Annotated in this window: 11 protein-coding genes; 3 read left to right on the top strand and 8 right to left on the bottom strand. The window is 59.7% G+C overall.

From position 1 onward, the window contains the following. Positions 1–12: 12 nt before the first annotated feature. Positions 13–792, top strand: coding sequence for an enoyl-CoA hydratase/isomerase family protein (locus BN1012_RS15655; protein ID WP_043950305.1), 780 nt, complete (start codon positions 13–15; stop codon positions 790–792). Here BN1012_RS15655 and xth read toward each other — a convergent pair. The 5 genes from xth to BN1012_RS15630 all read right to left on the bottom strand — a co-directional run bounded on the left by xth (position 789) and on the right by BN1012_RS15630 (position 7,167). Beyond that, positions 789–1,586: an exodeoxyribonuclease III gene (gene xth, locus BN1012_RS15650; protein WP_043950304.1), complete on the bottom strand. Its 798-nt coding sequence runs from the start codon at positions 1,584–1,586 to the stop codon at positions 789–791. The two genes, BN1012_RS15655 and xth, sit on opposite strands and share 4 nt — an antisense overlap. A gap of 12 nt (positions 1,587–1,598) precedes the next feature. Continuing rightward, entirely contained in the window at positions 1,599–2,249 is a 651-nt protein-coding gene (locus BN1012_RS15645) for a hypothetical protein (RefSeq protein ID WP_052535492.1), read from the bottom strand. 453 nt (positions 2,250–2,702) lie between these two features. Beyond that, complete coding sequence (locus BN1012_RS15640) at positions 2,703–3,377, bottom strand: LolA family protein (RefSeq protein WP_171815993.1); 675 nt, start codon at positions 3,375–3,377, stop codon at positions 2,703–2,705. A 101-nt stretch (positions 3,378–3,478) separates the two neighbouring features. Further along, positions 3,479–5,911, bottom strand: coding sequence for a DNA translocase FtsK (locus BN1012_RS15635; protein WP_043950303.1), 2,433 nt, complete (start codon positions 5,909–5,911; stop codon positions 3,479–3,481). Between the two features lie 2 nt (positions 5,912–5,913). Continuing rightward, the gene (locus BN1012_RS15630; RefSeq protein WP_244442915.1) at positions 5,914–7,167 is read right to left on the bottom strand and encodes an aminotransferase class I/II-fold pyridoxal phosphate-dependent enzyme; all 1,254 of its coding nucleotides are present in this window, start codon (positions 7,165–7,167) and stop codon (positions 5,914–5,916) included. A 325-nt stretch (positions 7,168–7,492) separates the two neighbouring features. Between BN1012_RS15630 and BN1012_RS15625 the strand changes: the two genes are divergently transcribed. Further along, on the top strand, positions 7,493–7,864 hold the full coding sequence (locus BN1012_RS15625) for a hypothetical protein (protein WP_043950302.1): 372 nt from the start codon (positions 7,493–7,495) through the stop codon (positions 7,862–7,864). Here BN1012_RS15625 and BN1012_RS15620 read toward each other — a convergent pair. The 3 genes from BN1012_RS15620 to BN1012_RS15610 all read right to left on the bottom strand — a co-directional run bounded on the left by BN1012_RS15620 (position 7,861) and on the right by BN1012_RS15610 (position 11,252). Then, complete coding sequence (locus BN1012_RS15620) at positions 7,861–9,129, bottom strand: ammonium transporter (protein WP_043950301.1); 1,269 nt, start codon at positions 9,127–9,129, stop codon at positions 7,861–7,863. The two genes, BN1012_RS15625 and BN1012_RS15620, sit on opposite strands and share 4 nt — an antisense overlap. A gap of 420 nt (positions 9,130–9,549) precedes the next feature. Beyond that, positions 9,550–10,884, bottom strand: a complete 1,335-nt coding sequence (locus BN1012_RS15615) for an ammonium transporter (protein WP_122381378.1) — start codon at positions 10,882–10,884, stop codon at positions 9,550–9,552. A gap of 29 nt (positions 10,885–10,913) precedes the next feature. Continuing rightward, complete coding sequence (locus tag BN1012_RS15610) at positions 10,914–11,252, bottom strand: P-II family nitrogen regulator (protein ID WP_043950300.1); 339 nt, start codon at positions 11,250–11,252, stop codon at positions 10,914–10,916. Positions 11,253–11,721: 469 nt separating this feature from the next. On the opposite strand from BN1012_RS15610, the gene BN1012_RS15605 reads away from it, so the two are divergent. Beyond that, positions 11,722–14,025: a PQQ-dependent dehydrogenase, methanol/ethanol family gene (locus BN1012_RS15605; RefSeq protein WP_081826452.1), complete on the top strand. Its 2,304-nt coding sequence runs from the start codon at positions 11,722–11,724 to the stop codon at positions 14,023–14,025. The last annotated feature ends 142 nt before the right edge of the window (positions 14,026–14,167 follow it).

Below are 14,167 nucleotides of genomic sequence, written 5' to 3'. Positions count from 1 at the left end.
AAGGCTCAGGACATGTCGGACAATCTGGTGAACGTCGAAAAACGGGGTGATGTTGCGGTGGTCACGTTTGACCGTGGCGGCAGTCTCAACGCATTCAATCAGGCGCTGATTATCGAACTGACCAAAGTTGCGCGCAGGTTTCATGATGATCTTGAAACCCGCGCGGTGGTTCTCACCGGACGAGCGGATGCATTCTCCGCTGGCATTGACCTCAAGGAACGGTCTACCCGTGATGATGACGCGTCCAGCGACCTTGAACTGCGAGAGGTTTATTATCGCGGCGTGAAGCTGTGCCAGGCATGGGAAGACATGCCGCAGATCACGGTGGCCGCCATTGAAGGCATGGCGGTGGGCGCCGGCGTGGCATTGCCGCTGGCTCTCGATTGGCGCGTCATGTCGCGAGACGCCTTCCTCTATGTCCCTGAAGTGAAAATCGGCATCAACCTGCAATGGGGTGCGCTGCCACGGCTGGTATCCATGGTTGGGCCTGCGCGGGCCAAGCGCATCTGCATTCTGTGTGAGCGCATGTCGCCGGAACACGCCCTGGACTGGGGGCTGGTTGATGAGCTGGCGGACGCAGGCAGTGCCGTTGAGGTGGCGACCAACCTTGCGACGCAGGCCGCGTCCATGCCGCCGGTTGCCACGCGCATGGTGAAGGAAGCCGTCAACGCCATGTCCGGCGCATTGCACAAGGTGAGCGCCTATGCGGACGCGGACCAAAGCGCCCTGAGCAGTGCCAGTCGTGATGCCAAAGCGGCGTCAGCCAGCTTCGTCAAAAGTGGTGCTTCCTAAAGCTTGAACTCTGCAATCACCGGCGCGTGGTCAGAGGGTTTTTCCCAGCTGCGCGCGTCGGTGAATGTGGTGACAGATTTAGCCATGCCGTCCATGGCAGGGCTTGCCCAGATGTGGTCCAGCCGCCGTCCGCGATTGGATGCCTGCCAGTCCTTTGAGCGGTAGCTCCACCAGGAGAACAGTTTTTCTTCTTCAGGCGTAAAGAGGCGCGGCACGTCAATCCACTTGTGGGACGCCAGTACCTTGTCAAACAGCTCGACTTCCTGCGGGGTGTGGCTCACGACTTTGAGCAACTGCTTGTGCGACCACACATCGTGCTCAAGCGGGGCCACGTTGAGGTCGCCGACAACAACGCGTTTGGCTGTTGTCTTCTGCTTGGCGTTCTTGAACCAGCTGGCCATCTCTTCGAGAAACTGAATCTTGTGGGCAAACTTCTCATTGATCTCAGGGTCCGGTTCGTCACCGCCGGCAGGCACATAGAAGTTGTGGATCTCCACACCCTTTGCGGTCGCCTGAATGTGGCGGCAATCTTCCTTGCCGCAGAACCGTTTGATGGATGCCTTTTCAAGCGGCACACGCGCGACGATGGCCACGCCGTGATAGCCCTTCTGGCCGCTCTTCTCGATGTACTCATATCCTGCCGCCTTGATGGCTTTTTCAGGAAACAGGTCGTCCGGGCACTTGGTTTCCTGCAGGCACAAGACATCCGGCTTGTGGTGATCCAGCAGACGGACGACGGACTCAATCCGTAGGCGGACGGAATTGATGTTCCAGGTGGCGATTTTCAGGGACACGGGACGACTTTCCTAAAACAGATTGAAACTGAGGCCTGCGACGCCAATCGGCCAGCGGCCGCCCTCGAACAGACGGAACCGGAGGGCAAAGGGGTGATCTTCTTCAGCGCCTGCCGCAAGAACCAGCACAGCCTGGTGGCAGGCCTGCACGGCACTGCCGACGGCCAGGTCCAGCATCTCGTCGGTGGGCTCGTCCCAGATGGCAAGGGCTTCTTCGGCGCTGGTCTTGATGGGGTCGGTAATGGTGGCTGCCACATGGGTGAGGGCCACCTGCAGGGCGTCCTCGCTCATCAGTTCCAGCGCATCCATGGTGAGGGCGGAGCGCAACTGCTCTTCGGCCTCCCAGGCGGAGGAATCAAAATCCAGCGTTTCAGCAGCGGCGGCGGCTTCCGCCCAGTCCGTCACCAGGGCGACGCGGGCGTCGGGGAACCCCAGGGCATCCACATAGTGTTCGGCCATATCCATGGTGCGCGGGCCGGGGTGTTCGCCCACATGGGCAAACCAGTCCACGCGCTCAGCCGCCACCGCGAACCGCCGGATGCGGGCGAGGCTTGGCAGTTCAGCCTCCAGCGCTTCCATCTCCGGTCCGGAGGGAATGTCGTCATCATCCAAATCTGGGGTATCTGGCGGGAACTGTCCCGAAGTCGTCTGGCTTGAGGTCATGGCGTCTCAATAGCGCGGTCCCCGGGTAAAAACCAGAACGCGGATCATGCGGGCCAAAACCGATGCCGGAGAGGAGCACAAATTGGACCCCGGAAAAGAGAAGCCCCCGGCTGCGGGGACAGCCAGGGGCCGCGCATGGTGCGCTCTTTTCGTACCGAGAGGGGGATCGTCGGCACGGCGGGCTGTTGCAGACCAACCGGTGAACGAGCGGGGGGGCAGCGCTCAGCCGGGCATAGAGGTCTGCGCCCGTTCATGTGTAAGACGTAGGCTGTGATCGGGGCCCCTTCAACGCAATTCCTTCAGCTTCATGAAGCAAAGATTAAGGTTCTGTCAGATTTTGGGCCGTTCGCTCATCGATTCCGCACGCGGATAAGTGTGGATGAATGATCATTCAGTATCGTTTCAGCCCGGAAAATGGCGATTCCGGTGCATTTTCGCAGGATTTGGAGGGCTTTAGTCCTGCCGCCCACGGAAGGTGGAGTTGCCGGATTCCAGGCGGAACAGGTCAGGGTCAATGCGCTCGGGGTAGTTGATCTCGGTGAGGGAGATCGTGGTGCGCAGGCCCTGGGCATCGGTGACGATCCAGCGCTGCAGCTGGAGGGTCGGGCCGGTGAAAATGAGGGTGACCTGGCCAAGTTCAGGGGCATCTGGGTCCTGAATCGTTGTGGCGAGGGTGCCTGCACGGCTGTCCACGGCGATGATCCGGGCATCCGTTGCCAGGTCAATGTCGCGGCCAAGCAGTATTTTCAAAGGCGTGCCGTCCAAGGGCAGTTCGTTGGTGACGAAGGTGCCTTCCTTGATCAGCAGCTGCTGGCCTCGGGCGACGACGATCAGGTCTTCCTGGTCATAGTCAAAGCGGGCGCGGCCGGGGCGGGCGATATAGAACGCGCCTTCGCTGAGCACGCCGTCCGGATTGATCTGCAAAAACCGGCCGGACATGTTTTTGAGGTTGTTGAGAAAGCCGTTTATGCGCGCAACGTCCGCCAGCTCCTCGGAATTGAGGGGAGCAGGGGCGGCCAGCTGGGCTTTTGCAGGCACCATGGCCAGGAACGCGGCCATGGTGGCGCAAAGAACAAAAGACAGAATACGCGGCATGAGCCAGACTTTCGGTTTCAGGACACTCAGCATGGGTGCCAGCATCGCAATCAGGGCGTGAACCTACTCTGAACAGCAATTCAGGCAAAACCGAGGTTTTGTGACGTTTGCGGGTTGGCGAACCGGACAACTGCCTAGTAGGCGTGGTCGCCTGATCCGATTTCGCCGATCAGCACTTCGCGTTTGCCGGCGTGATTGGCGGCAGACACGATGCCTTCTTCTTCCATGCGCTCGATCAGGCGCGCGGCCCGGTTGTAGCCAATCTGCAGCTTGCGCTGGATGTAGCTGGTGGACGCGCGCTTGTCCTGCGCCACGATGGCAATGGCCTTGTCGTACAGCTCGTCGCCGGAGCCATCTTCCACACCGGTTCCAAACAGGCTCTCGCCGCCGTCTTCGGGTTCGGCAGTGATCTGCTCGAGATATTGTGGCGCGCCCTGCTGCTTGAGGTGACGCACGACCTGTTCGACTTCTTCATCGGAGACAAACGGACCATGCACACGACGGATGCGGCCGCCGCCTGCCATGTAGAGCATGTCGCCCTGGCCCAGCAATTGTTCGGCACCCTGTTCGCCCAGAATTGTCCGGCTGTCGATCTTCGACGTCACCTGGAACGAAATACGGGTCGGGAAGTTGGCCTTGATGGTGCCGGTGATGACGTCCACCGACGGGCGCTGTGTGGCCGTGATCATGTGGATGCCCGCCGCACGCGCCATCTGCGCGAGCCGCTGCACGGCGCCTTCGATTTCCTTGCCGGCGACCATCATCAGGTCAGCCATCTCATCGACCACGACGACGATGAAGGGCATCGGGGTCGGCTCCATTTCCTCGTCCTCATAGACGGGGGACCCGGTCTCCGGGTCAAAGCCTGTTTGCACCGTGCGCGACAGCATCTCTTCGTTCTCGAGCGCCTCGGCCACACGGGTGTTGTAGCCCTCTATGTTGCGGACACCGAGCTTGGCCATGGTCTTGTAGCGGTCTTCCATTTCCCGCACGACCCACTTGAGCGCCACGACAGCCTTCTTGGGGTCGGTCACGACCGGTGACAGCAGATGCGGAATTCCGTCGTATACGGACAATTCCAGCATCTTGGGGTCAATGAGGATGAGCTTGCACTGGTCCGGCGGCAATCGATACAGCAACGACAGGATCATGGTGTTGATGCCCACAGACTTACCCGACCCGGTGGTGCCCGCAATCAACAGATGCGGCATGCGGGCAAGGTCACGGATCACGGCCTCGCCGGAAATGTCCTTGCCCAGCGCCAGCCCAAGATGGGTCGCGGTGGCTTCATAATCTGCCGACGCAAGCAGTTCACGCAGATAGACCGTCTCGCGCTTGGCGTTGGGCAGCTCGATGCCGATGACGTTGCGGCCGGGCACAACAGCCACACGGGCCGAGACGGCGCTCATGGAGCGGGCAATGTCATCCGCCAGGCCGATGACGCGGCTGGACTTGATCCCGGGTGCCGGCTGCAGCTCGTACATGGTGACGACCGGGCCCGGGCGCACCTCGATGATCTCACCGCGGATCCCAAAGTCCTCCAGCACGCCTTCGAGGATGCGGGCGTTTTGCTGCAGGGCTTCGTCGGAAATCACTTCTCCCTGTCGTGCATTGGGGGGCGCGAGCAAAGACAGGGGTGGAAGCTCGTAGTCCTCATTGGGAATGAGGTTGAGCGTGGGCTGGCGCTCGGCTGCAGAGCGTTTGCTTTCGCGCACTGGCTTGGAGATACGGGTCACGCGCTTGGCAGGTGTTGGATTTTCCTCCGGACCTGCAATGCCGACAGGGCCGCGGGCGGCCATGACCTCGTCGCGGTGGCGCTGTCCAAAGACGGGCTCGCGTCGGTTGCTGGAAGTCTCGTCGTCCTCTCGCTCGCGGCGTCTGAAAGGGGCGATGAGGAGGGCTGCGGCGCCGACAAAAATACGGGATATTGCCTGCGTCACCGGACGGGCGCGCCATGCACATTCGCGGACGAAATCCACCAGCCACGGAGCCGAGCGTGCAACCTGATCAACAGACACCGGCATGGCCCAACCTGCCAGCATGACGGCGCAGCCGCCTGCCAGCAGCGCAATGACGGGGGCCACAATGTCACCGGTGGTGGCGATTGTTGCGGTGAGAAGGATGGCACCCACCGACCCACCGGCTCCGGGCAGGACCGACAGGCTGAACAGCGCGGCTGCAAAGGCAAAACCAATTGTTGCGCCCAGCACGGCCAACAGACGTAGGCCGACGCGTTCAATTTCCAGATGAATGAGAAGACGTGTTCCCCATACGGCCAGAATGAGAACCGGAAGAGCTGCGGCCACACCGACCGATTGGATGATCAGGTCAGCGGCAATGGCGCCGTCCGCGCCAAGCCAGTTTTGCGGCTCGGCTGCAGTGGCATGATTGAGGCTCGGGTCGCGCGGGCTCCAGGTGGCAAGGGCAATGGCCGTCCACGCTGCCGCAAAGAGGGCGACAATGCCCATCAGTTCGTTTGTCCGGTCGCGCAGGAATTCGCGCACCGGCAGGGGCACCACGTTTATGGCCGCAGACAGTGTTGAGGAGAGGGAGACTGCAAGGCGCATGGCTAAAAGATCTCCGTCATTCGGGTCAGGGCGCGGGCCGTTTCTTCTTCGTCGCCAACGAGGGCGATGCGAATATAGTCTGTACCCGGATTGCCGTCTTTGGTGTCCCGGGACAGATAGCCGCCGGGCAATACGCGAATACCGGCCTCCTGCCACAGGGCCAGGGCGGCTTTTTCACCACCGCCCGCTTCGGCCATATCAAGCCACAGGAAGAAGCCGCCATCCGGCCGCTTGAAACCGAAGCGATTGCCGATGATGCGTTCAGCGGCTGAAAACTTTGCGTCATACAGCGCGCGGTTGGCCGCAGCGTCTGCGTCATCGTTCCACGCGGCGATGCTCACGGCCATCACAGGGAGGGGAACCTGCGGTGCTGCAAGATTTCGGAATTTGGCAAAGGCGGATGTCAGGTCAGGATCACCGGCTGAAAACCCAGAACGCAGACCAGGCAGATTGTTGCGCTTGGACAAAGAGTGGAAGGTGATGATGTTGGCAAAGCCAAGCCCGGCTTTGTGGGCGGCTTCCAGAATGCCCGTTGGAGGTGTGCCCGTGTAGATGTCCGCATAGCACTCATCCGCAACAATCGTGATGTTGTGCGCGCGCGCCAGCGTGATGAGCTTGACCCAATAGGCCGTATCGGCGGCGGCGCCCTGCGGATTGGCAGGGGAGCAGATGTAGAGCGCTGCTGCGCGGTCCAGCTCTTTGTCTGACAGGGCGTCGAGGTCCGGCAAGTGGCCGGTCTCGACGGTGGTGTTGAGATAGACCGGGTCCGCGCCTGCACCCAGCGCGGCGGCGGCGTAGCATTGATAAAACGGGTTGGGCAGGAGGAATGTTGGTCGGTCAGATGTCCGGCTGCTCATCTTGCTTGCCGGCGCGATCACCTGTCCGATGTTGAACAGGGCTTCGCGGGTGCCATTGGCGGGCAACACCATGGCGTTGGCATCTATCACGCCTTCAAGGTCGTAGCGCCGGTCCAGCCAGCCCGCGCAGGCCGCCCGAAACTCAGGGGTGCCAAGAGCCGGGGGGTATTTTCCAAAACCTGCGGATGCTGCGGTCAGGGCCGGCATCACGAAGTCAGGCTGGGGGTGACGGGGTTCGCCGAGGGACAGATTTATGGTCCGGCTGCCGGCCTCAATGCCGTCCAAAAGGGCCCGCAATCGCGCAAAAGGCGATTCCGGCATGCCGTCAAAACGGGTGAGATAGGTCGGCGTATCTGACAAATCCGGGGCTTTCAGCGACGGGGTGTTAAGCGTTTTCACGGTCAGGGCTTAGCTCAGGGCGCGCGCCAGGACCGCATGGAAAAAGTCATAGGCTTTGAGGCCTGTTTTCGACGGAAAACGGCCAGCTTTTGCAGCCTGCGTCTTTAGCGTTAACGCATTGTTAACGCTGGGAACACACTGGGCACACAGCGGCTATCGGGCGGCTGAAACCACGATTTCGATCGGGTGGTGTGTGGAATGATTAGAAGTTGAACGAATTGCAACTGTGCTCTTCAGCGAATGTGCAAGTCGCACCCCGTAGCCTTTGTCTCAAGGTCACATCGACGTTAAGGCGAACTGTCATCAAGACGGGAGGTCAGGTGCGATGCGTGCAGAAACGACGAAAGCTGACGATTGGGCAACCCATCTGGGCGGCATGCTTGCTTTTGCTGCCGGGTTTGCGTCGATCTACATCCTTTGCGGCGCGGTGGCATCGGGGTTTGATGCATTGCAGGCGTTGCTGATCGATCTTGGTATCCTTGGTGTTGGACTGGTTGTGTGGGGCGGCACGAAGTTGCGCCGGCTCGTCGTCCAACGGGTGGTGCTGTCACACCACGCGTCTGTCGGGGCACGGTTTGCCCGCAAGGATTTTGCTGCGATGTCGGGGCATTTGTCTGGTGCTGAAACGCGAATGGCCCGACCGCTGACGCGACCGGGCCATCCACTCAACGATGTTGGTATGCCTGTTCCTGCTTAGGAGCGGGAGGTCAGGTCCTCTTCTGGATAGGCAGAGATGGAGTGGATCGAAAGATCCGCGCCGCGCTCTTCATCCTCCGGTGACATGCGGATGCCGATGGTGGCATTGAGTGCACCGTAAAGAGCATAGCCAAGTACCAGCGCGTAACCCGCACCGATAACCGTCCCCACAAATTGTGCGGCCAGGGTGACGCCGCCAAGTCCGCCCAGTGCTTCAAGGCCGAAGATGCCGCAGGCGATACCGCCCCAGGCACCGCAAATACCATGAAGTGGCCACACGCCCAGCACGTCATCAATCTTCCAGCGGTTCTGCGCCAGCTGGAAGGTAATGACGAACAGGGCACCGGCAACACCACCGGTGATGAGGGAGCCGATCGGGTGCATCACATCCGAGCCGGCACACACAGCAACAAGGCCTGCAAGTGCACCGTTGTGAACGAAGCCCGGATCGTTTCTGCCGGCAATGACGGCTGCCATGACGCCGCCGACCATTGCCATGAGGGAGTTGAGGGCAACGAGGCCCGACACACCTTCAAGGGAACCGGCCGTCATGACGTTGAAGCCGAACCAACCGATGCAGAGCATCCAGGACCCCATGGCGAGCCAGGGAATGTTGGAGGGCGGAATGCCCTGCGCTGATGACTGGCCGGGCTTGTAACGACCAAGGCGTGGACCGAGCACCAGCACGGCGCCAAGCGCGATCCAGCCGCCAACGGCGTGGACAACCACTGAGCCTGCAAAGTCATGGAACTGCGCGCCGAAATTGGCCTCCATGAAATCCTGCAGGCCGTAATTGCCGCCCCACACCATGCCTTCAAAGAAGGGATAAATGAGGCCAACGATGACCGCGGTGGCCATGGCCTGTGGCCAGAACTTTGCGCGCTCGGCAATGCCGCCTGAAATGATGGCGGGAATGGCTGCCGCAAATGTTGCAAGGAAGAAGAACTTCACCAGGTCAAGGCCGGACGAGGCAAAGGCGACACCATCGGGGCCGGGCGCGTTGCCGGACAGGATGGCGGCAGACATGAAGAATGTCGTGCCATAGGCGACCATGTAGCCGATGAAGAAATAGGTGATGGTGGAGATAGAAAAATCCACCAGAATTTTCACAAGTGCATTCACCTGGTTTTTGCGGCGAACGGTACCGACTTCAAGAAATGCGAAGCCCCCGTGCATTGCAAAAACCAGAATAGCGCCGATCAGTACAAAGAATACGTCAGCACCGGTCAGCGCCGTAGATACGGCGGCCGGGTCCAGATCTCCCATGGGTGTTCCCCCTCCAGGCGAGTGTGCTGCCTTGCCTGCACACCCAGTTGTTGGGTGGGGCGGCAGCTATGTTGTTGTGGTCAGAACCGATTGAGGTACTCAAGCGGCGTGCCAGCCTAACAATGAGGCATTGAAAGCCTAATGTTAACAAAAGACTAACACCTCAATGCCTGTTGCCCAGTCAAGTTGCACAAACATTGACCGCCCAATTAGTGGGCAGAAAAACTAGGCAGTCAGATGAAAGTTTGTGCAGAGGTCGATTTTTGATCAGGCACAAGAAAAAGGCCCGGGGGACATGCCACCGGGCCTTTGGAAGTTGGGAGGTTGCCCTTCACGCGGTCCCCAAGGGTGAGAACCAATCAGGGCGAGGGAACAAAGGTGCCACCGGGAGGGGATCCCACCCGGTGGCGAAGTGTTCGGTTAGATGGTCTGCGAACCGCGACCAAATTCCGGGTAGGCTTCGAGGCCGAGTTCGGAGCGGTCGAGACCCTCCATCTCTTCCTCAGCAGATGCCCGGATGCCAATCGTGAAGCGGAGGATCAGCCAGAACAGCAGGCTGGCTACCACTACGAAGGCGCCGATAGATGCAACACCGATGAACTGTGCAGCGAAGTTCGTGTCACCATTGGTGAGCGGAACTGCCATTGTGCCCCAGATGCCTGCGAACAGGTGAACCGGGATGGCGCCGACAACATCGTCGATGTGGAGACGGTCAAGAAGCGGCACCGTGAGAACCACGATGATGCCACCTGCACCACCAATCAGAGCAGCAGACGCGAAGGTTGGCGTCAGAGGCTCAGCGGTGATGGAGACGAGACCAGCAAGTGCACCGTTCAGTGCCATGGTCAGGTCGACCTTCTTGTAGATGACCTGGGTCAGGACCATTGCCACAACACAACCTGCAGCAGCTGCAATGTTGGTGTTGGCAAAGATGCGGCTCACGTCAGAGGCGTCGCCCAGCGTACCAAGGGCAAGCTGTGAACCACCATTGAAGCCGAACCAGCCGAGCCACAGGATGAACGTACCCAGTGTGGCGAGTGGCAGTGATGAACCAGGGATCGCGTTGATCTGGCCATCAGGACCGTACTTGCCTGAACGGGCACCAAGGATGATGGCACCAACAAGAGCTGCCCAGCCACCCGTGGAGTGCACGAGGGTAGAACCAGCAAAGTCGGAGAAGCCAGCTTCTGAAAGCCAGCCGCCGCCCCACTGCCAGGAAGCCTGGATCGGGTAGATGAAGCCGGTCAGGATGGCAACGAAGATCAGGAACGGCCACAGCTTGATGCGCTCAGCAACCGTACCGGACACGATGGACGCGGTGGTTGCGCAGAACACCATCTGGAAGAACCAGTCAGATGTGCCAGCGGCATATGTCAGATCTTCAGCACCGTGCTCAGGATGAGCGAACCATGTGAAGGAGCCGAGGTAACCACCATCGACGCCGTCATACATCAGGTTGTAGCCAACCAGCCAGTACATGAGACCGGCGATTGAGAACAACGCGATGTTCTTGGTGCACTGCATGGCCACGTTCTTTGAACGCACGAGGCCTGCTTCCAGCATGGCAAAGCCAGCTGCCATCCACATGACGAGGAAGCCGCCAATGAGGAAGAGCAATGTGTTGAATACGAAATAGGCTTCTTCAGGTGAGGTCGAGGGCGGTGCCTCTTCCTGTGCGAGTGCTGGGTCTACCAGCATCACGCTTGTGAGCGCTGCCGCAATGGCGAGGCCCCAGAGTTTCTTCAGGTTATCCATAGTAGATTTCTCCTCTCACACGAAATCTCTTAGAGCGCGTCGCCGTCGGTCTCGCCGGTGCGGATACGCATGACTTGATCGATCGGGTACACGAAGATTTTGCCGTCGCCGATCTGACCGGTCTTGGCGTTGGAAGCGATGCTTTCAACAACCTGTTCGACCTGTTCGTCCTTGATCACGACTTCGATTTTCAGTTTCGGCAGGAAGCTCACAGCGTATTCAGCGCCGCGATAGACTTCGGTATGGCCTTTTTGCCGTCCGAAGCCTTTTACTTCCGTCACCGTCAAACCCTGAACGCCGAGCGAGGTCAGTGCCTCGCGGACTTCGTCCAGTTTGAACGGCTTTATGACTGCCATTACCAGTTTCATTGGGCCTCCTTCACGTCGATTTGGCCGTTTATCGTTGGCCGGTTGGATGGCTCCCGAATCACGTTCGGAATGCCGTTGATTTCTTCCCGGAGAAACGCGCAAAGACGTGCGCCCCAGCCCCCCAGGCACAGTTAAGGAATCATGAAGCGTGCCAGACTCGCTGGAATCGTCTAACGTGTTGAAATCATGAGCATATTGAGGGTCATGCTGACTCAAAGATCAGCAGATGAGCACTATTTCTGCACAAAATGTGTGCAGGCAGAGGCGCATGCCCAAATTATGTGCGTACGAGAGAGTCGTATTTCTGCTCCCGCTTTCCCAACCGGCGCTCCCGCGCTAGTTTCCTAGCTGAACGAACAAAAACAACGCTCCTGGGTCCACAGGAGCACTGCCTGATCGGGCGCTGGGTAGGGACGGCAACCAAGCCAAAACCCACGCAGCTCCCCAAATACCTCTGGAGGGGGAACGTATGAGTTACTGGAAGGGCCCGGGGTCAGTGACCCCAGTTGTTGCCGGCCTGGCGATTGGTGCTGTCTTTGTTGTGTCAGCGCTCGTGCTGTCACCGGAGCGTGGCGATGCGCCGGCACCTGCTGTTGCTGAAGCACCTGCACCTGCTGGTGCAGACGCATCGGCAGCTGATGTGGAAGCAGTACCGCCAACACCTGTTGTTGAAGCGGATGCTGCCAGACCGTCTGTTGAAGCGGCTACCAAGATCACCAAGGCCCGCATTGTCGCAGCCGACGATGAGCCACATAACTGGCTGGCCCATGGCCGGACATATTCCGAGCAGCGCTACTCGCCGCTTGACCAGATCAACACCGACAACGTTTCAGACCTGGGCCTGGCCTGGTCCTATGAGATGTACACGAACCGCGGTCTTGAAGCGTCGCCCATCGTGGTGGACGGCTACATGTTCCTCACGGGCAACTGGGGCATTACCCACGCCCTTGATGCACGCACGGGCGAAGAGCTCTGGACATTCGATCCAGAGGTCCCCGGTGAGTGGGGCCGCTATGGGTGCTGTGATGTCGTGAACCGCGGCGTCGCTGTGTGGGACGGCAAGGTTTATGTCGCCTCCTTCGATGGCCGCCTTCACGCACTGGATGCAAAGACCGGCGATCCGGTCTGGCAGGTTGATACGATCAACAACACACCGCCTTACACAATCACCGGCGCGCCACGCGTCATCAACGGCAAGGTCATCATCGGCAATGGTGGTGCTGAGCTTGGTGTGCGCGGGTACTTCACAGCCTATGACGCCAACACAGGCGAGCAGCTGTGGCGCTTCTACACCGTTCCGGGGAACCCGGACGATCCTGCAGAGAGCCCTGCACTCGAAGCTGCCATGGCGACCTGGTCCATGGGCGAAGGCTATGAAGGCCCCGCATGGTGGGAAGTCGGTGGCGGCGGAACGACCTGGGACTCGATGGTTTTCGATCCTGAGTTGAACACGCTTTATGTCGGTACCGGCAACGGCTCGCCGTGGTCGCGCTATGTGCGGTCTCCGGGCGGTGGCGACAATCTCTACCTGTCGTCGATCCTCGCAGTCGACCCGGACACGGGTGAATTGAAGTGGCACTATCAGACCACACCGGGCGATACGTGGGACTACACTGCGACCCAGCACATCATCCTCGCCGACATGGAAATTGACGGTGAGATGCGCAAGGTCGCCATGCAGGCGCCCAAGAACGGGTTCTTTTATGTGTTGGACCGGGTGACCGGCGAGCTTATCTCGGCTGAAAAATACACCATTGTTGACTGGGCCAGCCATGTTGATCTGGAAACAGGCCGGCCGGTTGAAAACACGTCCTCTGATTATGAGGATGAAACCAAGATCGTGATGCCCAGTGCCATCGGCGGCCATAACTGGCATCCCATGGCTTTCAATCCGGATACGGGCCTTGTCTACATCCCGGCGATGGAAACCTTCGGCATCTATGCCGACTCGAACGAAGTGCACGAAATCCGCGAACGCTGGTGGAACACCGGTATGAAGTGGGACGCGTATTACGACACGATCATCGATACGATCGAAGCGGAAGGGGACCTCCCCTACAACCGCGGTGTGCTCAAGGCCTGGGATCCGGTCAAACAGGAAGAAGCCTGGGCGATCATCCACAAGGATCACTGGAATGGCGGCGTTCTGACGACCGGCGGCAATCTTGTTTTCCAGGGAACCGGTGACGGTCTGTTCCGCGCCTACCGGGCGGACAACGGTGAACAGCTCCTCGAGATCGAGACCAAGACGGGCATCATCGCGCCGCCCATCACTTACTCAGTAGATGGCGAGCAGTATGTGTCGGTGCTTCTGGGTTGGGGTGGCGCTGCCATCACGGCCGGTGACGCACGTACGGCTGCGGCCGCCAAGTATGGCAATGAAGGCCGGCTGCTGGTCTTCAAGGTTGGCGGTGAGGCTGCATATCCGGAAGTTGTCGTGAAGAACCTCGACATTCCAGAGCCTCCTACGGACGTGCAGTTGACGTCAGCCGAGATCCGCAAGGGTGGTCAGTTGTTCATGGGAACGTGTGCCCTGTGTCACGGTGCCCTGGCTGTCTCGCCGGGTGTGATCCCCGACTTGCGGCGGATGTCTCCGGTGATCCATGAGAACTTCAAGTCCATTGTTGCGGACGGCATGCTGGCCCACCAGGGCATGGCCAAGTTCTCTGATCTTCATTCCGACGAAGATCTGGATCTGATCTATGGCTACATCGTCTCGCGTGCCCGTGAAGACCGCAAAGCGGCTCTCGCGGACGGCTCGCAGGACGGTTAGAACATCATCCGCCTACGGATGACAGGAAACGGGCGCTGGAGAAATCCAGCGCCCGTTTTCGTTTGCGAGTAGGCTCCGGATCAAGTCCGGAGACACGGACATATTTGACGTGCTGTCTCAGTCAGCGACACGCAAATGAAAC

Source organism: Candidatus Phaeomarinobacter ectocarpi (assembly GCF_000689395.1).
In the GTDB taxonomy this organism is placed as follows: Bacteria; Pseudomonadota; Alphaproteobacteria; order CGMCC-115125; family CGMCC-115125; genus Pyruvatibacter; species Pyruvatibacter ectocarpi.
This window is presented reverse-complemented; position numbering and strand designations above follow the sequence as displayed.

What these genes read in the sequence shown, in the direction of transcription:
- BN1012_RS15615 (WP_122381378.1), bottom strand. Translation starts at nt 10,884, where the DNA reads ATGGATAACCTGAAGAAACTCTGGGGCCTCGCCATTGCGGCAGCGCTC.
- BN1012_RS15655 (WP_043950305.1), top strand. Translation starts at nt 13, where the DNA reads ATGTCGGACAATCTGGTGAACGTCGAAAAACGGGGTGATGTTGCGGTG.
- BN1012_RS15610 (WP_043950300.1), bottom strand. Translation starts at nt 11,252, where the DNA reads ATGAAACTGGTAATGGCAGTCATAAAGCCGTTCAAACTGGACGAAGTC.
- BN1012_RS15605 (WP_081826452.1), top strand. Translation starts at nt 11,722, where the DNA reads ATGAGTTACTGGAAGGGCCCGGGGTCAGTGACCCCAGTTGTTGCCGGC.
- BN1012_RS15635 (WP_043950303.1), bottom strand. Translation starts at nt 5,911, where the DNA reads ATGCGCCTTGCAGTCTCCCTCTCCTCAACACTGTCTGCGGCCATAAAC.
- BN1012_RS15625 (WP_043950302.1), top strand. Translation starts at nt 7,493, where the DNA reads ATGCGTGCAGAAACGACGAAAGCTGACGATTGGGCAACCCATCTGGGC.
- BN1012_RS15645 (WP_052535492.1), bottom strand. Translation starts at nt 2,249, where the DNA reads ATGACCTCAAGCCAGACGACTTCGGGACAGTTCCCGCCAGATACCCCA.
- BN1012_RS15620 (WP_043950301.1), bottom strand. Translation starts at nt 9,129, where the DNA reads ATGGGAGATCTGGACCCGGCCGCCGTATCTACGGCGCTGACCGGTGCT.
- BN1012_RS15640 (WP_171815993.1), bottom strand. Translation starts at nt 3,377, where the DNA reads ATGCTGAGTGTCCTGAAACCGAAAGTCTGGCTCATGCCGCGTATTCTG.